This is a genomic window from Mesorhizobium sp. USDA 4413 (genome assembly GCF_056280365.1).
The window spans coordinates 7501-30803 of sequence record NZ_JBVPRP010000001.1 but is presented as its reverse complement, the minus strand read 5'-3'; the positions used below and the strand labels follow the sequence as shown (position 1 = coordinate 30803).

General features: G+C 64.4%; 22 protein-coding genes and 1 pseudogene (1 of these 23 running past the window's edge). 17 read left to right on the top strand and 6 right to left on the bottom strand.

Annotated elements, in window-relative coordinates; translation table 11 throughout:
- Positions 1 to 52: 52 nt before the first annotated feature.
- The gene (locus tag ACVMIM_RS00145; protein ID WP_476109643.1) at positions 53 to 373 is read left to right on the top strand and encodes a hypothetical protein; all 321 of its coding nucleotides are present in this window, start codon (positions 53 to 55) and stop codon (positions 371 to 373) included.
- A 106-nt stretch (positions 374 to 479) separates the two neighbouring features.
- On the top strand, positions 480 to 665 hold the full coding sequence (locus ACVMIM_RS00140) for a Flp family type IVb pilin (protein ID WP_476109642.1): 186 nt from the start codon (positions 480 to 482) through the stop codon (positions 663 to 665).
- Between the two features lie 9 nt (positions 666 to 674).
- Here the strand turns inward: ACVMIM_RS00140 and ACVMIM_RS00135 are convergent, their stop codons facing one another.
- Positions 675 to 1547 (bottom strand): methyltransferase domain-containing protein, encoded by an 873-nt coding sequence (locus tag ACVMIM_RS00135; RefSeq protein ID WP_476109641.1) that lies wholly within the window; start codon positions 1545 to 1547, stop codon positions 675 to 677.
- Between the two features lie 64 nt (positions 1548 to 1611).
- On the opposite strand from ACVMIM_RS00135, the gene ACVMIM_RS00130 reads away from it, so the two are divergent.
- The 4 genes from ACVMIM_RS00130 (at position 1612) to ACVMIM_RS00115 (ending at position 4049) form a co-directional block, all read left to right on the top strand.
- Positions 1612 to 2412: a ComF family protein gene (locus tag ACVMIM_RS00130; protein ID WP_476109640.1), complete on the top strand. Its 801-nt coding sequence runs from the start codon at positions 1612 to 1614 to the stop codon at positions 2410 to 2412.
- A 76-nt stretch (positions 2413 to 2488) separates the two neighbouring features.
- Positions 2489 to 2758, top strand: coding sequence for a glutaredoxin 3 (gene grxC, locus ACVMIM_RS00125; protein ID WP_040998470.1), 270 nt, complete (start codon positions 2489 to 2491; stop codon positions 2756 to 2758).
- 2 nt (positions 2759 to 2760) lie between these two features.
- Positions 2761 to 3627 (top strand): carbon-nitrogen hydrolase family protein, encoded by an 867-nt coding sequence (locus ACVMIM_RS00120; RefSeq protein WP_476117048.1) that lies wholly within the window; start codon positions 2761 to 2763, stop codon positions 3625 to 3627.
- A complete protein-coding gene (locus ACVMIM_RS00115; RefSeq protein ID WP_476109638.1) occupies positions 3624 to 4049 on the top strand; it encodes a DUF1178 family protein in 426 nt (141 codons plus the stop codon). Before ACVMIM_RS00120 ends, ACVMIM_RS00115 begins: the two co-directional genes overlap by 4 nt.
- On the opposite strand, the gene ACVMIM_RS00110 is transcribed toward ACVMIM_RS00115, so the two are convergent.
- Positions 4046 to 4540: a MarR family winged helix-turn-helix transcriptional regulator gene (locus ACVMIM_RS00110; protein WP_476109637.1), complete on the bottom strand. Its 495-nt coding sequence runs from the start codon at positions 4538 to 4540 to the stop codon at positions 4046 to 4048. The two genes, ACVMIM_RS00115 and ACVMIM_RS00110, sit on opposite strands and share 4 nt — an antisense overlap.
- A gap of 99 nt (positions 4541 to 4639) precedes the next feature.
- Between ACVMIM_RS00110 and ACVMIM_RS00105 the strand changes: the two genes are divergently transcribed.
- Positions 4640 to 5554, top strand: a complete 915-nt coding sequence (locus ACVMIM_RS00105; RefSeq protein ID WP_476109636.1) for a DMT family transporter — start codon at positions 4640 to 4642, stop codon at positions 5552 to 5554.
- Positions 5555 to 5578: 24 nt separating this feature from the next.
- Here the strand turns inward: ACVMIM_RS00105 and ubiG are convergent, their stop codons facing one another.
- Positions 5579 to 6328 (bottom strand): bifunctional 2-polyprenyl-6-hydroxyphenol methylase/3-demethylubiquinol 3-O-methyltransferase UbiG, encoded by a 750-nt coding sequence (ubiG, locus tag ACVMIM_RS00100; protein WP_040998462.1) that lies wholly within the window; start codon positions 6326 to 6328, stop codon positions 5579 to 5581.
- A 180-nt stretch (positions 6329 to 6508) separates the two neighbouring features.
- On the opposite strand from ubiG, the gene ACVMIM_RS00095 reads away from it, so the two are divergent.
- Complete coding sequence (locus ACVMIM_RS00095; RefSeq protein ID WP_476109635.1) at positions 6509 to 7060, top strand: putative glycolipid-binding domain-containing protein; 552 nt, start codon at positions 6509 to 6511, stop codon at positions 7058 to 7060.
- A gap of 38 nt (positions 7061 to 7098) precedes the next feature.
- Here ACVMIM_RS00095 and ACVMIM_RS00090 read toward each other — a convergent pair whose 3' ends face one another.
- The gene (locus tag ACVMIM_RS00090) at positions 7099 to 7395 is read right to left on the bottom strand and encodes an antibiotic biosynthesis monooxygenase family protein (protein WP_476109634.1); all 297 of its coding nucleotides are present in this window, start codon (positions 7393 to 7395) and stop codon (positions 7099 to 7101) included.
- Positions 7396 to 7608: 213 nt separating this feature from the next.
- On the opposite strand from ACVMIM_RS00090, the gene ACVMIM_RS00085 reads away from it, so the two are divergent.
- From ACVMIM_RS00085 to ACVMIM_RS00050, 8 genes and pseudogenes are all read left to right on the top strand, one after another.
- A complete protein-coding gene (locus tag ACVMIM_RS00085) occupies positions 7609 to 8862 on the top strand; it encodes an aspartate kinase (protein WP_040998461.1) in 1254 nt (417 codons plus the stop codon).
- 83 nt (positions 8863 to 8945) lie between these two features.
- Positions 8946 to 11216: a phosphoenolpyruvate--protein phosphotransferase gene (gene ptsP, locus ACVMIM_RS00080; protein ID WP_040998460.1), complete on the top strand. Its 2271-nt coding sequence runs from the start codon at positions 8946 to 8948 to the stop codon at positions 11214 to 11216.
- An 8-nt stretch (positions 11217 to 11224) separates the two neighbouring features.
- Positions 11225 to 12304, top strand: a complete 1080-nt coding sequence (prfA, locus tag ACVMIM_RS00075; RefSeq protein WP_040998459.1) for a peptide chain release factor 1 — start codon at positions 11225 to 11227, stop codon at positions 12302 to 12304.
- Positions 12297 to 13166 (top strand): peptide chain release factor N(5)-glutamine methyltransferase, encoded by an 870-nt coding sequence (prmC, locus tag ACVMIM_RS00070; RefSeq protein ID WP_476109631.1) that lies wholly within the window; start codon positions 12297 to 12299, stop codon positions 13164 to 13166. The genes prfA and prmC overlap by 8 nt, the downstream gene beginning before the upstream one ends.
- A gap of 313 nt (positions 13167 to 13479) precedes the next feature.
- On the top strand, positions 13480 to 14478 hold the full coding sequence (locus ACVMIM_RS00065) for a DUF4167 domain-containing protein (RefSeq protein WP_476109630.1): 999 nt from the start codon (positions 13480 to 13482) through the stop codon (positions 14476 to 14478).
- 223 nt (positions 14479 to 14701) lie between these two features.
- Positions 14702 to 17310, top strand: a pseudogene (gene clpB, locus ACVMIM_RS00060) (ATP-dependent chaperone ClpB).
- 117 nt (positions 17311 to 17427) lie between these two features.
- Positions 17428 to 17793, top strand: coding sequence for an MmcQ/YjbR family DNA-binding protein (locus tag ACVMIM_RS00055; RefSeq protein ID WP_040998456.1), 366 nt, complete (start codon positions 17428 to 17430; stop codon positions 17791 to 17793).
- Between the two features lie 242 nt (positions 17794 to 18035).
- Positions 18036 to 19562 carry a L,D-transpeptidase family protein gene (locus tag ACVMIM_RS00050; RefSeq protein WP_476109628.1) on the top strand — a complete coding sequence of 509 codons (1527 nt, stop codon included), beginning with the start codon at positions 18036 to 18038 and terminating at the stop codon, positions 19560 to 19562.
- On the opposite strand, the gene ACVMIM_RS00045 is transcribed toward ACVMIM_RS00050, so the two are convergent.
- Complete coding sequence (locus tag ACVMIM_RS00045; RefSeq protein WP_476109626.1) at positions 19536 to 20168, bottom strand: TMEM175 family protein; 633 nt, start codon at positions 20166 to 20168, stop codon at positions 19536 to 19538. The genes ACVMIM_RS00050 and ACVMIM_RS00045 overlap by 27 nt on opposite strands.
- A gap of 208 nt (positions 20169 to 20376) precedes the next feature.
- Here ACVMIM_RS00045 and ACVMIM_RS00040 point away from each other — a divergent pair, with 208 nt between their 5' ends.
- Positions 20377 to 21930: an MFS transporter gene (locus ACVMIM_RS00040; protein ID WP_476109625.1), complete on the top strand. Its 1554-nt coding sequence runs from the start codon at positions 20377 to 20379 to the stop codon at positions 21928 to 21930.
- A gap of 9 nt (positions 21931 to 21939) precedes the next feature.
- Here ACVMIM_RS00040 and ACVMIM_RS00035 read toward each other — a convergent pair whose 3' ends face one another.
- Positions 21940 to 23303 carry the 3' portion of a M23 family metallopeptidase gene (locus tag ACVMIM_RS00035; protein WP_476109623.1) on the bottom strand. The gene runs 616 nt beyond the window's last position, so the window shows 1364 of its 1980 coding nt (coding positions 617-1980); its start codon lies beyond the right edge, outside the window; it ends in the stop codon at positions 21940 to 21942.

The following is a 23303-nucleotide window of genomic DNA, read 5'->3' as shown; positions in this document are numbered from 1 at the left end:
AATTGCACGAGGCCGTTCGCGCGGCGAGATCTCGATGATTGGGAAACACGGCATGAGCCTTCAAAGAGACTGGGACTCGATCCGGCCCGATCGAGGCTTCCGCGCGGTGGACGCCGGCATGGGCATCCTGCGGATCACGCTTCTCTTCGGTTCGGCCGCGGTGGCGCTGGCGCTGATCGCGACGCCTTTCCTGGATAACCAGACCCGGCCGCAAAGCGCCCGCGACGGCTTCCCCGGCGGGCTCGACATGACGGCGACCGGATCGATCGGCCATCGCCTGAACACATATACCGTGCGCCGCAGCGTGCTGCAGCCAATGCCCAGTTCAATCTGCGTCATCCGCAACGACGGCAGCCGCAGCGGCGAGTGCTGACGTGGTTAATAAATTCACCGAGAAGCGGCTGTTTCACCCGCTGTTAAGCTTTTGCTGTTAACCTTTCTTAACGGGTAGGGACTATGGTTGCCGACAAGAGGGATCGATGACCATGAAAAACCTGCTGCAGCAATTCATAGAAGATGAATCGGGCGCCACGGCTATTGAATATGGTCTGATCCTCACCGTGCTGTCGCTTGTCATCGTTGGCGGCATCGGCAAGGCCGCGGATGCGCTCCAGTGGCTATTCTCAGACAACAACAGCAGACTGGTCAACGCCTTCGCTCACTAGAACGTCGGCTCAGCCCTTCGACGGGTTCTCCAAGATCGCCTTCAGCGAGACCGTGGCGGATCCCGGCCTGAGCGGCTTCTGCTGCGAAGCGTCGGGAGCCCAGCCGGACATCCAGACGATCGGAAAGCTTGCTCGGATACGGCCGTCCGCATCCGAGAACCGTTCGGCATAGATTTCGGCGGCGCGGGCAAACAGGCGTCTGCCGGCCGGCCGGCGGCTGCGAGCGAGAAGAGCGTTGGTTTCGCCCATGGCGCGCAGATCGGCGGCAAGGTCGAACAGCGTGTCGTAACGCACCGCGACCGTTTCGACATCGGCAACGGGTAACGCAAGGCCGGCGCGCTGCAGCAGCGCGCCCGCGTCGCGCACGTCGGTAAAGGGAAGGATGCGCGGGCTCGCGCCGCCGTAAAGCTCCGTCTCGGCCGCAAGCATGCTCTCGCGCAATTCCGCCAATGTGCCCGCGCCGGCGAGAGCGCCGAGGAACAGGCCGTCCGGCCGCAGCGCCCGGCGGATTTGCGCCAGCACACCGGGAATGTCGTTCATCGCGTGCAGCGAGAGCAGGCAGACCACTAGATCGAGGCTGTTCTCCTCGAACGGCACGGTTTCCGGCGTCGCCACCAGGCCGGGATTGCCGGCGAGAAGCGCTTCGTCCATCTCGACGCGCAGGATTTCGCCGACCTTGCCGCTGTCGGCAAGCACCTGTGCCGCCGCCGATGTCTGACAAAACAGTGCGGCCGCCTTGCCGAAGCGGCGTTCGACGGCACCCAGCCGGTCGGCAAGATCCTCCGCGGTGCGGCGCATCAGGAAATCGGCGCCTTCGACGGGGCGGGCGAGAGCCCGGCGCTTGCGCGCGAGCCAGAGCGCGGTGTCGATCAAGGGCTGCAATGAAAGCTTCCTGTTGTCCGCGCGTGCCGGAGTGGTGTTAAGGTGACGCGCGGTTTCTTTTCACGTGGCCGATCCGGTGCACAAGATCAAGAGCATAGCGATCCAGGATATGACGCGGCAGGCGCTTGCCTGGCCGGCGCGGCTGTTGTTTCCGCCGGTTTGCGCCGGCTGCCGTCGCCATGTATCGCAGCCCGGCGTCTTGTGCGGCGCCTGCTGGCCGAAGCTGAGGCTTTTGGAAAAACCCTGGTGCCCAGTGATGGGCACGCCCTTCACCCACGACATGGGTGAGGGGTTTCTTTCTGCCGAGGCAATCGCCGATCCGCCGCCCTTCCAACGGGCTCGGGCGGCCGTCATCTATTCGGGCGTCGCGCGGCAGATGGTGCAGGGGCTGAAATATCAGGATCGCACCGACCTCGCGCCCTGGATGGCGAAGTGGATGATGCGTGCCGGCGCGGAGCTGATCGCGGAGGCCGACCTAGTCGTGCCGGTGCCGTTGCATTGGCGGCGCTTCTTCCGGCGTCAGTTCAACCAGTCGGCGGAACTCGGACGGGCCGTTGCAAAGCTCGGCGGGCTGCCCTTCTCGCCGTCCGCGGTCAGGCGCGTGAAGCTGACGCGTCAGCAGGTCGGGCTCGAACGGCACGAGCGCGAGGAGAATGTCCGCGCCGCTTTCCGTGTGCCACCGGACGCCGAAATCGAGATAGCGGGGCGCCGGGTGCTGGTCGTCGACGATGTCTACACCACCGGCGCCACGGTGAGGGCGGTTGCCAAGGCGTTGAAGAGAGGCGGCGCCGGGGCGGTCGACATCCTCACTTTCGCCCGCGTGCTGCCGGGGGACTTTCGGCCCGATGAGTCTGCAACTATATAGTGCTTAAGTTGTTGTTTTGGTGCATGTCGTTCTCGCACAACTGTCGGGCGATATGCGCAGGCAGGATTGCTGATCGATGGTCGATGTGACGATCTATACGCGGATGATGTGCGGTTATTGCACGGCCGCAAAGCGGTTGCTCGAGCGCAAGGGTGTGGCCTATACCGAGCATGACGCTTCATTCTCGCCGGAATTGCGCCAGGAAATGATTTCGCGGGCGCATGGGCGCACCACTTTTCCGCAGATATTCATCGGCGACACACATGTCGGCGGCTGCGACGATCTCCATGAATTGGAGTCACAGGGCCGGCTTGACGTGCTGCTTGCCAACGGAGCGAGGGCTTGATCATGGGGGTTTTCAAGGCGGCGGCGGTGCAGATGCGTTCGGGGACCAGCCCGGAGCGCAACGCAAAGGACATGGAGGTTCTGGTCCGGCAGGCTGCCGGCCAGGGCGCCGCCTACGTCCAGACACCCGAAATGACCGGCGCGCTGATCCGCGACAAGCAGGCGGGAGCAGCCGCCTTCACCACCGAGGACAAGGACGTGGTCGTCGCCACCGCGCGCAGGCTGGCGAAGGAGCTCGGCATCTATCTGCATATCGGCTCGACGGCGATCCTGCGCGCCGACGGCAAGCTCGCCAACCGCGCGTTCCTGTTTTCGCCCGACGGCACCCTGATTGCAGGCTACGACAAGATCCATATGTTCGATGTCGATCTCGACAATGGCGAGAGCTGGCGTGAATCCGCGTCCTACGAACCGGGAACGGAAGCGGCCGTGACCGACATCAACGGAACGAGGCTGGGCTTTGCCGTCTGCTACGATCTGCGCTTCCCGCAGTTGTTCCGCGCCGAGGCGGTTGCAGGAGCCGAGGTGCTGACGGTGCCCGCCGCCTTCACGCGCCAGACCGGCGAGGCGCATTGGCATGTGCTGCTGCGCGCCCGCGCCATCGAGAACGGCGCCTATGTGATTGCGGCCGCTCAAGGCGGCCTGCATGAGGACGGGCGCGAGACCTATGGCCATTCCCTGATCGTCGACCCGTGGGGGCGCATCGTCGCCGAGGCCGCGCATGACGAGCCCGGCGTGATCGTCGCCGAGATCGATCCGGCCCAGTCGCTTGCCGCGCGCCGCAAGATCCCCAATCTCAGGAATGCGCGGGATTTCACCGTCAATGCCGGGACAAGCGAGGCGCCGCGTCTGAGGGGTGCTGCCTCTTGATCCGCTTTTCCCTGATCTGCGAACGCGAGCACGAATTCGAAGCCTGGTTCCGCAGCAATGACGACTTCGACACCCAGAAAAAGCGCGGCTTCGTCGATTGCCCGACCTGCGGCTCCCACAAGGTCGAGAAGGCGCTGATGGCGCCGGCCGTTTCGACCTCGCGCAAGCAGGAGAAAGTGGCCTTGGCCATGGGCGAGGCGCAAAAACAGGCGCTCGCGCAGCTCAAGGCGCTGGCCGATAAGATACGCGAGAATGCCGACTATGTCGGCGACAAGTTCGCCGAGGAAGCGCGCAAGATCCATTTCGGCGAGACCGATCCGCGCGGCATCTATGGCGAGGCGACACCGGAAGAGGCGCAAAGCCTCATAGAAGACGGCGTCGAGTTCATGCCGATCCCGAGCTTTCCCGACGACCGGAACTAAGACGGCGAGCTTAAGCTTCCGATCAGTTTTTCCAGCAGTTTCGCCAGTATGTCCCGCTCCTCGCGCGTCAGGCCGGCGAGGATTTCATGCTCGTTGGCGACATGGGCGGTGAGCGCGTCGTCGGTGAGTTCGCGGCCTCTCGCGGTGAGCTGCACGACAACGCCGCGCCTATCGCTGGGGTGTGGCGCGCGCTGGATCAGTCCGGCCTTTTCCAGCCGGTCAAGACGGGCGGTCATGGCGCCCGACGTCACCATCGTCGCCTCGTAGAGCTCGGTTGGCGTCAGCGCGCAGGGCGCGCCGGAACGGCGCAACGTCGCTAGCACGTCGAATTCGCCCATCTGCAGTCCGAAGCGGGCGAAGACCGGGGCGAGCCGGTCGCGCGCGATCAGCGCCGAGGCCTCGTTCAGACGCCCGATGACGCCCATTGGCGACACATCGAGATCCGGCCGTTCCCGCCGCCACTGTTCCATGGCCCTGCCCGCTCTATCCATATGGTTCACCGAAAAGTATCTTGACATAAAGAATCTTTACGCTATCTTACCGCAGATTAAACCGGCCGCCAAGCGGTCGCGCAGCGACAGGACTGTCCGATGAGATTTCTCTGGGATTCGGCGATCGGCCTTCTGGTGGTGACGGGCGGCCTGCTCGGCATGACGCTGCCCTTCGGCAAGCTTGCGACCGTGGCCGGAGTGCTGGCGATGGTCTGGGCCTTCGTCATTTCGCTGGGCGCCGGCGGCGTGCTGCTCTTGGCGCTTCTGCTGCGCGGCGAGCGCATCCGGCTGACGCCGCACAAACTGCGCTACTTCTTCGTCACTGCAGCGATTTCCTATGCCATTCCCAATCTTTTAATGTTCTCGGCGATCCCGCATCTCGGCGCCGGCTACACCGGCATCATGTTCACGCTGTCGCCGGTCATCACGCTGGTATTGTCGATCCTGCTCGGTGTCCGGCGTCCCAATCTGCTCGGCGTGATCGGCATCGCCGTCGGCTTCGTCGGCGCGGTGATGGTCGCACTAACGCGTGGCGAGGCCGGCCAGCCGGCGGATTATTTCTGGGTGGCGATCGGCCTGCTCATCCCGGTCAGCCTTGCCGCCGGCAACATCTACCGCACCATCGACTGGCCGGACGGCACCGGGCCCATCGAGCTTGCCGTCGGCAGCCACCTGGCCTCGGCCACGCTCCTGGTCATCGGCATTCTGGCACTTCTGGGCGGACAGGCCTTCGTCCCGCTCGGCGGCGTGCCGCTGGTGGTGGTCGGCCAAGTAGCGTCGGCCTCGGCGATGTTCGCCTTCTTCTTCCGCTTGCAGGCGGTCGGCGGCCCGGTCTATCTCAGCCAAATCGGCTATGTGGCGGCGGCTGTCGGCCTGTTCGCCGGCACGATCTTCCTCGGCGAGCATTACCGCCTGCTGACCTGGCTGGGCGCCGCCATCATCACCGCCGGCGTCTTCATCACGACCAAGGCACAGGGGTTGACAAGCACTCGGATGCAAGGCCAGGCGGCGTAAGAACGAACGCTTCAGCTGCGCAACTCAGACCGAGGCTTTCTCCGCCAGCATCATGTAGTTGACATCCATGTCCCTGGACTTCTGCCAGCGGTCGGCCAGCGGATGATAGATAACGCCGGTGCGGTCGATCACCGTGAGGCCTGCGGCGCCCAGCGCTTTTGCCAGTTCCTCCGGCCGGACCAGCTTGCCGAACTGATGGGTCCCGCGCGGCAGCCAGCGCAGGACATATTCGGCGCCGATGATGGCAAGGCCGAGCGCTTTCAGCGTGCGGTTGATGGTGGCGACGAACATGATGCCGCCGGGGCGGACCATCTGACCGCATTTGGCGACGAAGAGGTCGACATCGGCGACATGCTCGACCACTTCCATGTTGAGAATGACGTCGAAGGTCTCGCCGGCTTCGGCCAGCGCCTCGGCGGTCGTGGCGCGGTAGTCGATGTTGACGCCGGCCTCCGCCGCGTGCAGCTTGGCCACTTCGATGTTGGTGGCGGAAGCGTCGGCGCCGACTACTTCGGCGCCAAGCCTGGCCATCGGCTCGCACAGCAAGCCGCCGCCGCAACCGATATCGAGGAAGCGCAGGCCTTCGAACGGCCTAGCCGCGCGCGGATCGCGGCCGAAACGCGTCGCCACCTGGTCGCGGATATAGGCAAGCCGCACCGGATTGAACTTGTGCAGCGGACGGAACTTGCCGTTCGGGTTCCACCATTCGGCGGCAAGGGCGGAGAAGCGCTCGACTTCTCCTGCATCGATGGTCGATCGGCGGGGTTCTGGCATAGTAGGCCTCCTCGGACGTTAGGAAGTCGGGTGCGGGGGAGGGAATGTCAAGGCAGGTTTTTTCAGCTGTTGCCAAGCTCTCCCACTGTCAGCACGTGGCAGCTTGGTCGGAGTGATGGCGAAACGGGACTGCGACTTCGCACGAATGGACGGCATAGACTGTCGAAAAGGAACCCGATCATGCAGCCCTCGATCCTCTGGCGCCGTCTTGACCTGGAAGGCCATGATGCCTGCATGCTTTGCGCGACCGAGAGCGGTTGGCGTCTCCAGGGGCATGCGCTTTTCCTCCATGACGGCCAGCCCTGCAGCCTTGCCTATGCGGTGGATTGCGATGCCGGCTGGAGTACGCGCTTCGCGCGCGTCAAGGGCTTTGCCGGCGTGAAGGAGTTGCATTACGAGGTCGAGCGGCGAGCCGATGGCCAATGGATGCTGAACGGCGTGGGCCAGGCCGAAGCCGCGGGTCTCGTCGATGTCGACCTTGGCTTCACGCCGGCCACGAACCTCTTGGCGGTCCGTCGCTTCAACCTTGTTGTCGGCATGGCGACGCCGGCTCCTGCCGCCTACCTGGCTTTTCCCGAGCTCAGGCTCACGCGTCTCGACCAGACCTATAAGCGACTGGACGAAAACCGCTACGCCTATGCCGCGCCGGCCTTCGGCTATGAGGCTGTCCTGACGGTCTCGTCGGCCGGTTTCGTTCTCGATTATCCGGGCCTGTGGCAAAGCGCTGCCTGAGCCGTTTGCCCAGCGGGAGATGTGGGCTTGTGCCGGGCCTAGCGCGACAGCGCAACCTCGGCATGGCTCATGGTGACGCTGGCCGGCTCTATTGCCTGCACGGCCTTGCTGTCGCCGATCTCGGCTATGATGCGGTCGGCTGCCGCCTGGGCCTGATCGAGGTTCTGCCAGCGCACGACGTCCACCCAGCTTCCATCCTCACGCCTGCCGAGATGCCGGCTGAGAAAGCCCGGCTGCCGGGTGAGCCAGTCGGTCATGATGCCGTTGTTGGCGACAAAGTCGGCTTCGGTGCCGGGCTTGAGCCGGAAGGTGACGATTTCAAGTGTCTCGGTCATCAGAATCTCCATCGGGCCGTTTCGGTGATCTTATGGCATGATCGGCGACAGGATTCTGTCAGGATAGACGGTGGCGGGCTGCTTATGGCCGCGCTCGCTTGCGAAGCCTTGCTGTTTTGGCTAAGGAGGCCGCGCATTCCGGCGCCGGGCTTCCCCAGGCGTTTCCACCCGTTCCGGCCTTGAGCCGGCTTTAGTCAAAGGCATTTCGCTCCCATGGCGCGTATCGTGATGAAATTCGGCGGAACCTCGGTCGCCGACATCGCCCGCATCCGCAATGTTGCGCGCCATGTCAAACGCGAGGTCGATGCCGGCCACGATGTTGCCGTGGTGGTCTCGGCCATGGCTGGCAAGACCAACGAGCTGGTCGCCTGGACGCGCGAAGCATCCCCCATGCACGATGCGCGCGAATATGACGCCGTTGTCGCATCGGGCGAGCAGGTCACCGCCGGTCTTCTGGCGATCACGCTGCAGAACATGGGCGTCCATGCACGATCCTGGCAGGGCTGGCAGATCCCGATCAAGACCGACAACGCGCATGGCGCGGCGCGTATCCTCGACATCGATGGCGCCTTCCTGATCAAGCGTTTCGGCGAGGGCCAGGTGGCGGTGATCGCCGGTTTCCAGGGTATCGGACCGGACAACCGCATCTCGACGCTCGGCCGCGGCGGGTCCGACACCAGCGCCGTGGCGATCGCCGCGGCGGTCAAGGCCGACCGCTGCGACATCTACACCGATGTCGACGGCGTCTACACGACCGATCCGCGCATCGAGCCGAAAGCACGGCGTCTCGCCAAGATTTCGTTCGAGGAAATGCTCGAAATGGCCTCGCTCGGCGCCAAGGTGCTGCAGGTGCGCTCGGTCGAGCTTGCCATGGTACACAGGGTGCGTACCTTCGTGCGGTCGTCCTTCGACGATCCCGATGCGCCCGGAATGGGGGATTTGCTCAATCCGCCCGGAACGCTCATTTGCGACGAGGAAGAGATCGTGGAACAGCAGGTCGTCACCGGAATTGCCTACGCCAAGGACGAAGCGCAGATTTCGCTGCGCCGCGTCGGCGACCGCCCAGGCGTTGCCGCCGGCATCTTCGGCCCGCTGGCCGAGGCCAACATCAATGTCGACATGATCGTCCAGAACATCTCCGAGGACGGCAAGTTCACCGACATGACCTTCACCGTGCCGTCCGGGGATGTCGACAAGGCGCTTGCCGTCCTAGAGAAGCTGAAGCCGGAAGTCGGCTACGATGTCGTGCAGTCGGAAGCCGGCATGTCGAAGGTCTCGGTCATCGGCATCGGCATGAGGAGCCACGCGGGCGTCGCCGCCACCGCCTTCAAGGCGCTGGCCGACAAGGCGATCAATATCCGTGCCATCACCACGTCCGAGATCAAAATCTCGATATTGATCGACGGTCCCTATACGGAACTGGCGGTTCGCACTTTGCATTCCGTCTACGGTCTGGATAAGCAATAGCAAGAACTGAGTCAGTTGTTGCGTGAACGCCGGCCGCGGGAGAAACTGCGGCGGGCGAAATGCCCATTGGAGAACAAGCCGCGATGCGTGATACGGCCAGTGGCCCGCGCGTTCTGCTCAAACGGCTCCGCGAGCTCATGCAGGAGCCGCTGGAGCCGCAGGAGCGGCTCGACCGCATCGTGCGCGACATCGCCTCCAACATGGTCGCCGAAGTCTGCTCGCTTTACGTGCTGCGCGCGGACTCGGTGCTCGAACTTTACGCCACCGAGGGTCTGAACCCCAACGCCGTCCACCTGGCGCAGCTCAGGCTGGGGCAGGGCCTGGTCGGCACGATCGCCGCCAGCGCGCGGCCGCTCAACCTTTCCAACGCGCAGGAGCATCCCGCCTTCGCCTATCTGCCGGAGACGGGCGAAGAGATCTACAATTCCTTCCTCGGCGTGCCGGTGCTGAGGGCAGGGCGCACGCTGGGCGTGCTGGTGGTGCAGAACAAGACCATGCGCCATTACCGCGACGACGAGGTCGAGGCGCTGGAAACCACGGCGATGGTGATCGCCGAGATGATCGCCACCGGCGATCTCGCGCGCCTCACCCGGCCCGGGCTGGAGCTCGACCTGCGCCGGCCAGTGAGCTTCACCGGTCTTTCCTTCAACGAAGGCGTCGGGCTCGGCCATGTCGTGCTGCACGAGCCGCGCATCGTCGTCACCAACCTCTTCAACGAGGACAGCGAGGAGGAGATCCGCCGGCTGCAATCCTCGCTCGGCTCGCTCCGGCTCTCCATCGACGACATGCTGGAGCGGCGCGAGGTCGCCTTCGAGGGCGAGCACCGCGAGGTGCTCGAGGCCTATCGCATGTTCGCCAATGACAGCGGTTGGGTGCGCCGGCTGGAAGAGGCGATCCGCAACGGCCTGACGGCGGAAGCGGCGGTCGAGAAGGTGCAGAGCGACATGCGCGCCCGCATGCTGCATATGACCGACCCTTATCTGCGCGAGCGGATGAGCGATTTCGACGACCTCGCCAACCGGCTCCTGCGCCAGCTGATGGGTCGCGGCCCGGAAGACGTCGCGGCCTCGCTGCCCAAGGACGCCATCATCGTCGCCCGCTCGATGGGCGCGGCCGAACTGCTCGACTATCCGCGCGACAAGCTGCGCGGCCTGGTCCTGGAGGACGGCGCTGCGACCAGCCACGTCGTCATCGTCGCGCGCGCCATGGGCATTCCGGTGGCCGGCCAGATGAAGGGCGCCGTTTCCATGGCGGAAAACGGCGACGCTATCATCGTCGACGGCGAGGAAGGCACCATCCATCTTCGGCCACAATCCGACCTGGAAGCCGCTTACGCCGAAAAAGTCCGATTCCGGGCGCGGCGCCAGGAAGTGTACCGGGAACTGCGCAAGAAGCCGTCGCTGACCAAGGACGGCGTACCGGTCGATCTCCTGATCAATGCGGGTCTTGCCGTCGACCTGCCGCAGCTGAGCGAGTCGGGCGCCGCCGGCATCGGGCTCTTCCGCACCGAATTGCAGTTCATGGTCGCCTCGACCTTCCCGCGCGCGGAGGCGCAGGAGCGGCTTTACCGCGACGTGCTCGAGGCCGCGCGCGGCAAGCCGGTGACCTTCCGCACCATCGACATCGGCGGTGACAAGGTGCTGCCCTATTTCAAAGGGGCGGTGCAGGAAGAGAACCCGGCGCTCGGCTGGCGGGCAATCCGGCTGACGCTCGATCGCCCAGGCCTGCTCAGGACGCAGATCCGGGCGCTGCTGAAGGCCTGCGGCGGCCGTGAGCTGAAGCTGATGCTGCCGATGGTGACCGAGCTGTCGGAGATCGCGCAGGCACGCGAGATCATCGATCGCGAGGTGAGGCATCTGTCGCGCTTTGCCCATCATCTGCCCACCAGCCTCAAGCTTGGCGCGATGCTGGAAGTGCCCTCGCTCCTGTTCCAGCTCGACGAATTGATGAAGGCGGTGGACTTCGTCTCGGTCGGCTCCAACGACCTCTTCCAGTTCGTCATGGCCGTCGATCGCGGCAACACCCAACTCGCCGACCGCTTCGACACGCTTTCGGCGCCGTTCCTGCGGGTGCTGAAGACGATTGCCGATGCCGGCGTGCGCAACAACACGCCGGTGACGCTCTGCGGCGAGCTTGCCGGCAAGCCGATCTCGGCCATGGCGCTGATCGGCCTGGGCTTCCGCTCGATCTCGATGTCACCGGCCTCGATCGGCCCGGTCAAGGCGATGCTGACCGAGCTGCCGCTGCAGGAGCTGAAAGACTTCTTCAAGGACAACCTGATGGCGCCCAGCCAAGGGACGCCGATGCGGGCCTTGCTTCAGGCCTTTGCCGACGACCGTTCGATTCCGCTATAGCCTCCATCATGATCAACCTGCCCCGCGACCGTATGGATCAAGTCGTCAAGCGTTTCGACATGCTCGAAGCGCAGATGGCGGCCGGACCCGCCGCCGATCAATATGTCAAAATGGCCTCCGAATATGCCGACATCCAGGAGATGGTGGGCAAGATCCGGGCGTTGCGCGCCGCCGAGCAGGAGCAGGCGGATCTCGAGGCGATGCTGGGCGACAAGACGACCGACGCCGACATGCGGGCGCTGGCCGAGGCGGACCTGCCGGAGGTCGAGAGCCGCATCGAGGCGCTGCAGAAGGACATCCAGATCCTGCTTCTGCCCAAGGATGCGGCCGACGAGAGGAATGCCATTCTCGAAATCCGCGCCGGCACCGGCGGTGACGAGGCGGCGCTGTTCGCCGGCGATCTGTTCCGCATGTATGAGCGCTACGCCGCGTCGCGCGGCTGGCGTTTCGAGGTGGTGTCGGCGAGCGAAGGCGAGGTCGGCGGCTATAAGGAAATCATTGCCTCGGTATCGGGCAAGGGCGTGTTCGCGCATCTGAAGTTCGAATCCGGCGTGCACCGTGTCCAGCGCGTGCCGGAAACCGAAGCCGGCGGGCGCATCCACACCTCGGCGGCGACGGTCGCCGTCCTGCCCGAGGCAGAGGAGGTCGATATCGAGATCCGGCCCGAGGACATCCGCATCGACACGATGCGCGCCTCAGGCTCCGGCGGCCAGCACGTCAACACCACCGACTCGGCGGTGCGCATCACCCATCTGCCGACCGGCATCATGGTGGTGCAGGCGGAGAAGTCGCAGCACCAGAACCGGGCGCGCGCCATGCAGATACTGCGCGCGCGCCTCTATGACCTGGAGCGCAGCCGGGCCGATGAAGAACGCTCGGAGTCGCGCAAATCGCAGGTCGGCTCGGGCGACCGTTCAGAGCGCATCCGCACCTATAACTTCCCGCAGGGGCGCGTCACCGACCACCGCATCAACCTCACGCTCTACAAGCTCGACCGGGTGATGATGGGCGAGCTCGACGAGGTGATCGACGCGCTAATTGCCGACCATCAGTCGAAGCTGTTGGCCGATATGAGCCTCGATGGCTGATCGACTGCCCGCCGCGCTCGGGCCGCTGCTTAGGGCGGCGCGCGAGCGTCTCGCCGCCGCCGGCATCGACGATGCGGCACTCGATTCCCGGCTGATCGTCGAGCATTTCTCCGGCACGACCCGCACCCGGGCGATCGCCGAGCCGGGGCACGAGGTGGGTTCGGCGGCGCTTTCGGCCGTTGAAGCGGCGCTGACGCGTCGCGTCGCAGGCGAACCGGTGCACCGCATCCTCGGCTACCGCGAATTCTACGGTTTGCGCCTGTCGCTGTCGCCGGAGACGCTGGAGCCCCGGCCTGACACCGAGACGCTGGTCGACGCCGTCCTGCCCTTCGCCCGGGCAACGGCCGAAAGGCTTGGCGGATGCCGTATTCTCGATCTCGGCACCGGCACCGGCGCCATCGCGCTGGCCCTGCTAGGTGCTGTCCCGGCGGCGACCGCGACGGGCGTCGACATTTCGCCCGACGCATTGGCGACTGCCGCCCGAAACGCCCGGAATCTGGGGCTTGGCGAGCGCTTCAAAGCCTTGCATTCCAACTGGTTCGAAAAAGTTTCGGGCCGCTACCATGTAATTGCCTCGAACCCTCCCTATATACCCAGTCGAGACATCGGAAATCTGCAGGACGAGGTCCGCGATTTCGACCCGCACTGGGCCCTGGACGGCGGCGCGGATGGTTTGGATCCCTATAGGGTCATCGCCGCCGAGGCGGCGGGATTTCTGGAAACGCAAGGCAAGGTAGCGGTCGAGATCGGCCACACGCAGAAAAAAGAGGTCACCGGGATTTTCGCGGCAGCCGGCTACGGGCTTGCCGGAGCCTACCCGGACCTCGGCGGCAACGACAGAGTTCTGGTATTCGAGCGTTGAAAGCCCTGATGCAGTGCGAAAAAACCGCTTGGCAATACCGGGGAATGCAGTTAGGGTCCGGCTCAACCGGATGAGACGAAGCAGGCAGTGCTCCCAGCGATTCGGTTTTCCTTGGAAATAGCTGCCTTCTTGCGCAAACGACGCCCAAGCTTCGTGCGGGAATCACCCGGCAAGTGACGTAACCGGAACAGGATGGCACGTGGCGCCAACGCAATTGATGCGGGCGAACGCCGGTGAAGAAACGAAACGGCTGGCTGCATGAGCGCCTCCGTTCGTAAAGAGCTTTTCGAAAATTCACTATGAAGAGAGTCTAATGAGGCCACAACAGCAGAACAGGCGCATGCGCGGTCGCAACAATAATGGCGGCGGTGGCAACAACAACAACCGCAAGGGGCCGAATCCCCTGACCCGCACTTACGAGAGCAACGGCCCGGACGTGAAGATCCGCGGATCGGCTCAACAGATCGCCGAAAAATACGCCGCACTCGCCCGTGACGCGCAAAGCTCGGGCGACAGGGTGATGGCGGAGAACTATCTCCAGCACGCCGAACACTACAATCGCATCATTGCCGCCGCACAGGCGCAGATGCCGATCCAGAACGTTTCGCAGAACCGCGAAGAGTTCGATGACGATCTCGATGAGGACCGCGACGAGTTCGACAACGCCGGCAACGGCGCCGGGGCGCCGGCGAACGGCTCCGGGCCGCAGCCGGTGATCGAAGGCACGCCGGCGGAACTCGCCTACAACCAGGAAAACGGACGCGATAGCAGCAATCGCCGCGACAACAATGGTCGCGACCGGCATCGCGACCGCCGCAACGGCGGCTATGGCCAGAACGGCCAGCGCGGTGAAAATAGCCAGCGTGGCGAGCAGGGCGGCCAGCAGTTCGATCAGAACCGCCGCAATGAGGCGCAGCCCGAGACAGCCGGCGAGGCCGGCTCCCAGGGTGAGCAGACGCCGCAGTTCGATGGTTTCTCGCCGGCCGCGCTCGCAGCCCAGGCCGAGCTCAACGAGGCCGCCATGGACAATGGCGGTGGCGGCCGTCGGCCCCGGCGCCCGCGGCGCCCGCGCGGCAATTATGCCGATCAGGCCGGCAATGGCCAGCAGGGCGACCAGCAGGAGGGCTTGAGCCCCGAAGCTGCCGGCTCCGAAAGTTCAGGCGAAACGCGCAGCGCGGTGGGCAATGGCGATCACGCCAGCGCCAAGCCGGCCGAGGAAGCGGACCGGGCGATCGAGCCGGTCGCCAACGAGCCGGCGCCCGTTGCCAGCGAAGCCCCCGGCGAGCCTGTCGCCGCCGACGCGAACAACTGATCCGGACGGCCATTCCGGGCATTGCAGACGGCGGAGAGCAATCTCCGCCGTTTTCGTTCGTGCGCAGCTGGAATATTCTGCTTTGATCGACGTCAAGGCTTCTTGAGGGACCGCACCCCATACACCATATCTCGGCTGAACAGGGCTCGGCTCTTATGGGCGGGTCCGTCACCGCAATCTGATCCGGTGCCGCAAAGCGGGCCGGTGACGGAAGGAGACAGACATGAATCTTGAGAAATACTCGGAGCGCGTGCGCGGTTTCATCCAGTCCGCGCAGACCATGGCGCTCTCGCGCAACCACCAGCAATTTACCCCCGAACATATTCTGAAGGTGCTCGTCGACGATGACGAGGGCCTTGCCGCGTCCCTGATCGAGCGCGCCGGCGGCAGCGCCCGCGATGTCAAGCTCGGCGTCGAGGCCGCGCTCGAAGCCATGCCCAAGGTCGAGGGCGGCAATGGCCAGCTCTATCTGGCCCAGCCTCTCGCCAAGATGTTTTCGACCGCCGAGGACCTGGCCAAGAAGGCCGGCGACAGCTTCGTCACCGTCGAACGGCTGCTGCAGGCGCTTGTCATGGAGAAGTCGGCCAAGACCGCCGACATCCTGTCCAAGGCGGGCGTCACCGCGCAGGCGCTCAACCAGGCCATCAACGATATCCGCAAGGGCCGCACCGCCGACTCGGCCAGCGCCGAGCAAGGCTATGACGCGCTGAAGAAATACGCGCGCGACCTGACCGCCGACGCCCGCTCCGGCAAGCTCGACCCGGTCATCGGCCGCGACGACGAGATCCGCCGCACCATCCAGGTGCTGTCGCGGCGCACCAAGAACAACCCTGTGCTGATCGGCGAGCCGGGCGTCGGCAAGACGGCGATCGCCGAAGGCCTGGCGCTGCGCATCGTCAATGGCGACGTGCCGGAATCGCTGAAGGACAAGCAGTTGATGGCGCTCGACATGGGCGCGCTGATTGCCGGCGCCAAATATCGCGGCGAGTTCGAGGAGCGGCTGAAGGCCGTGCTCAACGAGGTCACCTCGGCCAACGGCAACATTATCCTGTTCATCGATGAGATGCACACGCTGGTCGGCGCCGGCAAGGCCGACGGCGCGATGGATGCGTCGAACCTTTTGAAGCCCGCGCTGGCGCGCGGCGAACTGCACTGCGTCGGCGCGACCACGCTCGACGAATACCGCAAGCATGTCGAGAAGGACCCCGCCCTTGCCCGCCGTTTCCAGCCCGTCTTCGTCGACGAGCCGACTGTGGAGGACACTGTCTCGATCCTGCGTGGCCTGAAGGAGAAATACGAGCAGCATCACAAGGTGCGCATCTCTCCGATTCCGCGCTGGTATCGGCGGCGACGCTTTCCAACCGCTACATCGCCGACCGCTTCCTGCCGGACAAGGCGATCGATCTGGTCGATGAGGCGGCCTCCAGGCTGCGCATGCAGGTCGATTCCAAGCCCGAGGCGCTGGACGAGATCGATCGCCGCATCATGCAGCTCAAGATCGAGCGTGAGGCGCTGAAGGTCGAGAAGGACGAGGCCTCGAAGGACCGGCTTGCCCGGCTGGAGAAGGAGCTTGCCGACCTCGAGGAAGAATCGAGCGAGCTGACCACAAAGTGGCAGGCTGAAAAGCAGAAGCTTGGCTTTGCCGCCGACCTGAAGAAGCAGCTCGACGAGTCGCGCAACGAACTGGCGATCGCGCAGCGCAAGGGCGAGTTTCAGCGCGCCGGCGAGCTTGCCTATGGCAAGATCCCGGAGCTCGAGAAGAAGCTCAAGGAAGCCGAGGCGCAGGACGGCAAGACCGGCATGGTGGAAGAGGTGGTCACGCCCGACCATGTCGCGCATGTCGTGTCGCGCTGGACCGGCATTCCGGTCGATAAGATGCTGGAAGGGCAGCGCGAGAAGCTCTTGCGCATGGAAGACGAGATCGGCAAGCGGGTCGTCGGCCAGGGCGAAGCCGTGCAGGCGGTGTCCAAGGCCGTGCGCCGCGCCCGCGCCGGACTGCAGGATCCGAACCGGCCGATCGGCTCGTTCATGTTCCTCGGACCGACCGGCGTCGGCAAGACCGAGCTCACCAAGGCGTTGGCCAGCTTCCTGTTCGACGACGAGACCGCGCTGGTGCGTATCGACATGTCGGAGTTCATGGAGAAGCACTCCGTCGCCCGGCTGATCGGCGCGCCTCCCGGCTATGTTGGCTATGAGGAAGGCGGAGCACTGACCGAAGCGGTGCGGCGCCGGCCCTATCAGGTCGTGCTGTTCGACGAGATCGAGAAGGCGCATCCGGACGTGTTCAACGTGCTGTTGCAGGTGCTCGACGACGGCCGGCTGACCGATGGTCAGGGCCGCACGGTCGATTTCCGCAACACGCTGATCATCATGACGTCCAACCTCGGTGCCGAATATCTGGTCAATCTTGGCGACGACCAGGATGTCGATGCCGTGCGCGACGAGGTGATGGCCGTGGTGAAAGCCTCGTTCCGGCCGGAGTTCCTCAACCGCGTCGACGAGGTGATCCTGTTCCACCGGCTGCGCCGTCAGGACATGGACCGCATCGTCGAGATCCAGCTCAGGCGGCTGGAGAACCTGCTCACCGACCGCAAGATCACGCTGTCGCTGGATCATGACGCGATCGAGTGGCTGGCATCGAAGGGCTACGACCCGGCCTATGGCGCCAGGCCGCTGAAGCGGGTGATGCAGAAGGAACTGCAGGATCCGCTGGCGGAGAAGATCCTGCTCGGCGAGATCCTCGACGGTTCGACGGTCAAGGTCACGGCGGGCTCCGACCGGTTGAACTTCCGCTCGAAGCCGACCGTGGTGGCGACCGAAGCTGCCGCCTGATCTTGATCGAACTTGAATGAACGCGAAGCGCGTCGCACCGGACCGGTGCGGCGCGCTTTGTTATTTACGGTGACTGCGCATAATCGGCTGCCGATTCGAATGGCTGGGAAGGACTCGATGACGCTCGACGATTACAACGGCTTCTGCGCTTCGCTGCCTGCCACGACGCATGTCGTTCAGTGGGGTGGCGCCCATGTCTGGAAGGTCGGCGGCAAGGTGTTTGCCATCGGCGGCTGGAACGAGGGCGGGCAGCTTTTCGTCACCTTCAAATGTTCCGAGATGGCTTATGACGTTCTGAAGGACCAGCCGGGCTGCCGGCCGGCGCCCTATCTTGCCTCGCGCGGCATGAAATGGATCCAGCGTCAGACAAGCCAAAGCATGGATGATGCGGCGCTCAAGGACTATCTGCGCGAGAGCCATCGCCTGGTCGGCCTCAAACTGACCAAACAGGCACGCAAGGAATTGGGCCTAGCCGCGTCCTGAAGCGCGTCGCGAGCTTTTGAGACCGGTTCGCTTTCGGAAGACATGCTTTAAGGATCTATGCATGTTGTCCTCGCAAAGCCGCGGCACAGTTTTTGCGCGACATGCGTTGGCCGATATTCCTCCAGGCAACGGAGAACCGCCATCTTCATGCCCGGTTCATATCGGAACCTTAATTTGGATAACTGGTTTGCTGGCGAAGATTCGCCCGCCAGGAGCCCAGTCGACCGGAGAGCTAGAACCCCATGCTGCGCTTGATCTTTTCCCTTTCGGCACTCGCGGCCGGGCTGGTGGCCTCCAGTGCGTTCGCCACGCCGAGCGTGGATGGTGCGCCGCAGGCGACACGGCCCGCCCAGCGCGGCGCGTTGATGCTGGCCCAGGAAGGCAATATCGACATCTATTACGACGCAAGGGGCAACCGCGTGCTGGTCGATGCCGACACCGGCAAGGTGATCGCCATCCAGCCGCCGGGAAGCAGGCTCGACCGCCGCGCGCTGCGCCGGCAGATGCGGATGCAGGAGCTCGGTCGCGCGCCGGCCGAGGACGACCGATATTATCTCGACGACCCCGAGGACATGGCCCGTTTCCGCCGGCGGCAATTGGAGGAGAACGGCCGCGTCATCCCGCCGCCGGTCGACGAATATGACGACAATTCCGTCGATGCCTATCCGCCGGCGTTCGACAATGACGAAGGCTACGCCACCACCTATCCGGAGGCGCCGAGGTCCAACACCATCAAGCGCCAGCCGCTGAACGAGGCGTCGATCGATCCGGAGCAGCAGGGCCAGGGCGAAGTGATCCAGACCAATCCGGACGTCCAGCCGCCGCCGAACACCGGCGGCAAGGCCACGGTCGATCCGTCGCTGTCGCTCGGGGTGCGCCAGGACGTCGCCGCGCTGCAGGTGCTGCTCGATCGCGGCGGTGCTTCGCCCGGCGTGATCGACGGGCGCTTCGGCTCGAATGTCGACAAGGCGCTGGCCGCCTACAACGAAATAAACGGCACCAATCTGAAATCGACCGATGCGGTCGCCATCCAGGCGGCGCTCGCCCAGTCGGGCGGCGACCCGTTCGCCAACTATACGATCACGCCGGAAGATGTGGCCGGCCCTTATGTGGCTTCGATTCCTGAGGATTACAGCCAGAAGGCCAAGCTCAACTGCATGTGCTACACCTCGGTCACCGAGGCGCTGGCCGAACGCTTCCACATGGACGAGACCTATCTGAAGTCGATCAACAAGGGCGTGGATTTCAATCGCCCCGGCACGATGATCAAGGTCGCCAATTTCGGCAAGCTGGTCTCGACGCCGGTAACGCGCATCGTCGCCGACAAGACCAAGAAGGAAGTCTACGCTTATGACGGCAGCGGCAAGCTGGTCGCGGCCTATCCGGCGACCATCGGCTCGGCCGACACGCCGTCGCCGACCGGTATCCATGCCGTCTCGCGCATCGCGCTCGACCCGAACTACACCTACAACCCGAACATCAATTTCAAGCAGGGCCAGAATGACAAGATCCTGACCATCCCGCCGGGGCCGAACGGTCCGGTCGGTTCGGTCTGGATCGCGCTCGACAAGCCGACCTACGGCATCCACGGCACGCCCGACCCCTCCAAGATCGGCAAGACCGAGAGCCATGGCTGCGTCCGACTGACCAACTGGGATGCACGCGAGCTCGCCAAGCTTGTGTCGCCGGGCGTCACGGTGGAGTTCGTCGGCGGAGCAACAATCGCGGAGGTCGGCGGGACCTCAACCGATGAGTTTACGCAGCAGTGAGCTGCGCGGCGCGGCGGCGTAAATAAGCTGCACCAGCAGGATGAAGACGATGCTGAGCAGCGGCGTGATCAGGCAAAGCGCCGCGCCCACCGCCCACAGAATTTGCGCCTTGACGATGCGATTGTAGACGGTGCGCCGTGTCTCGGCGTCCACATCCTCGGCGACCATGCCGTTCCTGTCGGCATACCACCAGCTCGCGAACAGCGTGGCGCCAAGCATCAGCAGGTTCAGCCAGTAGACCAGCACCGCCATCCTGAATTCCAGGAAATCGGCCAGCAGGTCGGTCGAGAACGGCAGCAGCGCGATAAAGGCAAGGAAGCACAGGTTGAGCGTCGCCAGCCTGCGGTCCGACCTTGCGATCAGCCCATGCTGCGCCTGCTGGCCGAACCAGAAGATGGTCAGCGTCAGGAAACTCAGCGCATAGGTCAGGAATCGTGGCGCCAGCGCCAGGATCGCGGCAAGCAGCTCGCCCTCCGAATGCACCGCCTCATGCGACGGCACCCTGATCTCCAGCACGATCAAGGTCAGCGCGATGGCGAAGACACCGTCGGTTATGCCGACAATGCGTCCGCGTCCTTCCGCTGACGGTTCGAGCGGCCGCTTCATGGCTTCCCCCCTCACGCATGATGATGGAACCTAGCACGCTGCCGGCGGTTTGCATCAGGATTGGCGCTCGTCTCCCGATGCGGCTCCGATCAAAGCGCAAAAAACCAATTCACAGTTTTCGGCATGACGCTCCAGCGTCATCTGGTTTCAAGAACAGCGATGCTCTGGCTTGTTGTTGCGCAACTGCCGGAGGGCTAAGCAGAGGTTCATGTCATCCACGAACGAAATCACTGCCGATTTGCATTCGCCCACGCGGGCGAACGGCACGTTCTGTCCTCAGACGCAGCGAAAATTCGTGCTGGTGGCGGCGATCCTCGCCTCGGCGCTCGGCTTTATCGACGGCTCGATCCTGGCGATCGCGATGCCCGCATTGCGCGTTGACCTCGGCGCCAGCCTGGCCGAGGCGCAGTGGATTTCCAACGCCTATGCGCTGACGCTGTCGGCGCTGATCCTGGCGGGGGGCGCTGCCGGTGATCGGTTTGGCCTGCGGCGCGCCTTCGTGACCGGGATCGCGCTGTTCATCACCGCCTCGCTTGCCTGCGCGATGGCGCCCAACCCGGCCATGTTGATCGTTTTCCGCGCCATCCAGGGCATCGGTGCCGCGATCATGGTGCCGGGCAGCCTCGCCATCATCGCCAATGCCTATCCGAAGAAGGAACGCGGCCGGGCGATAGGCATCTGGGCCGCCGCATCGGCGTTGACCACGGCGCTCGGCCCCGTTCTGGGCGGCTTCGTTTTGACGATTTTCGGCAATGGGGTCTGGCGCGCGATCTTCGCCATCAACCTGCCGCTTGGACTGATCTCGATCTATCTGCTTCTGGCCAAGGTGCCGGCCGACCAGCCCACTGAAAAACGCAGCCTCGATCTTACGGGGGCGGCACTGGCGACGCTGGCGTTCGGATCATTGGCTTATGGATTGACGGCGATGAACGCCGAGGGCGGCGGGATGATGGCCGGGCCTGCGATCGTCGCCGGCGTCGTCCTGCTTTTCGTCTTCATTCTCTACGAGCGCTGGCAGCGCGAGCCGATGATCGATCTCGGCCTGTTTCGCATCGGCGCCTTCGCCGGCGCCAATCTGGCGACCTTCTTCCTCTATTTCGCGCTGTCGGCGAATCTCTTCTACCTGCCGATGGTTCTGATCGCTGGTTGGGGATTGAGCTCGGCCGAGGTCGGATTCATCTTCCTGCCGTTGTCGGCCTCGATCGCGTTGCTGTCGGGGCCGGTCGGCCAGTGGTCCGACAAGATCGGCCCGCGTCTGCCGATCGCCGCCGGCAGCTTCATCGTTGCCATCGCCTTTGCCGGGCTCGCCCTGCTCTCTCATGCCGGCATCCACAATTTCTGGACCGGCGCCTTTCCGCTGATGGCCTTGATGGGGCTTGGCATGGCGCTCGTTGTGTCGCCACTGTCGACGGCGGTCATGACCTCGGTCGACGACAAGGACACGGGGGCTGCATCAGGCATCAACAATGCCGTCTCGCGCGTCGGCGGGTTGATCGCGGTGGCTGCAATGGGCTCGCTGGCGGCTTTCGTCTATGCGCGACTGACCGGCAACCCTGTCGGTATGCCCGGTTTCGGCGAGCCGCCCACGGCCGGGCTGGCGGCCAATCTCGACGCGGTGCGGATTACGGCAAGCGATTCGGCTTTTGCTGCAGTCGCCGCTGTCACGACATTGCTTTGCCTGTTGTCGTCGATCATTGCCTGGCTCACTGTGCCCGGGCAGGCGTCGCCCTGGCCGCGGCGAGGCGAGGGTTCGGGCAAATAATTCGCGCGACTAATTGGGAAGCTGCGAATCAGTCTTGGCGCTGGCGACCTTCAGCGCGTTGCCGTCTTCCTGCTTCAGAAGATCGTCGATGCGCTCGCGCTCGCGCTTGAAGGCAACGAGATCGTCGCCCTTCAGCACCTTGCCGACCGGCAGGCGCACGCGCATCGGGTCGACCTTGGTGCCGTTGACGATCAGCTCGTAGTGAAGATGCGGACCGGTGGCGAGGCCGGTCTGGCCGAGATAGCCGATCACCTGGCCCTGGCGCACGCGCATCCCGGGCTCGATGCCCTGGGCGAAAGCGCTCTGGTGATTGTAGGAGGTCTCATAGCCATTGGCGTGGCGGATGATGATCTGCTTGCCGTAGCCGCCGGCCCAGCCGACCTTCTCGATGACGCCGTTGCCGGCGGCGATGATCGGCGTGCCGATGGGCGCCGCCCAGTCCACACCGGTATGCATGCGCACATAGCCCAGAATCGGGTGCCGCCGTGCGCCGAAGCCGGAGCGGAATTTGCCGGCGGGCAGTGGATTGCGCAGCAGGAATTGCTGGGCGCTCGAACCGTTTTCGTCGAAATAGTCGGTGCTGCCGTCCTGCATCTGGAAGCGGTAGAAATTCTTCGTCTGGCCGCCGAAGGTCGCCGATACATAAAGGAGCTCGGAATTGTCGGAGGTCTGGTCGTCGCCGTCGGGCTGCGAGAACAGGACCTCGAGGCGATCGGCCGGCGAGATCCGCGACTGGAAATCGACGTCGGAGGCGAGAAGCTTGATCAGCTTCTGCGTCATCGCCTTCGACATGCCGTAGGAATAGGCGGCGCGGTAGATGCCGTCATAGATATTGGGAAGATTTCCGCGCACCACGACGGGCTGCGAATCGTCGAACGCCGTCAAAAGCTCGGGATTGGGCTCCGGCTCTTGCGCCGGCACATACTGGCCGCGGTCGTTGAGCGCGATGGTGACGATATGCGTGGTCTTGTCATAGACGCTGGTGCGCACGACCTTGGCGATATCGCCGCGCACTTCCAGACCGACGCGCAGCACCGTTCCGGCCTTGAGCGCCGTGGCGTTCAACAGTTTGCCGATCGCTTCCGCCATGCCGGTGGCGTCGTCGCCGGTGTAGCCCGAATCGGCATAAGCCTCGGCGATATCGGTGTCCCTGGTGAAGGGAATGATTTCCTCGGCGAATGCCGGCGTCTGGTCGTCGGGGGTGGCACGCGGCGCCACCGAAACATTTTCCTGCGTAATCTTCACGTCGTAGGAGCCGGCCATCGATTCGGCGAAGGCGTCGCCAAATCGCTGCGGATCGACATAGTGCAGCGCTGCGACCTGGACGGCGCCGTCGCTCAAACCGTTGCTGGCATCCCGCACCACCTTTTCCA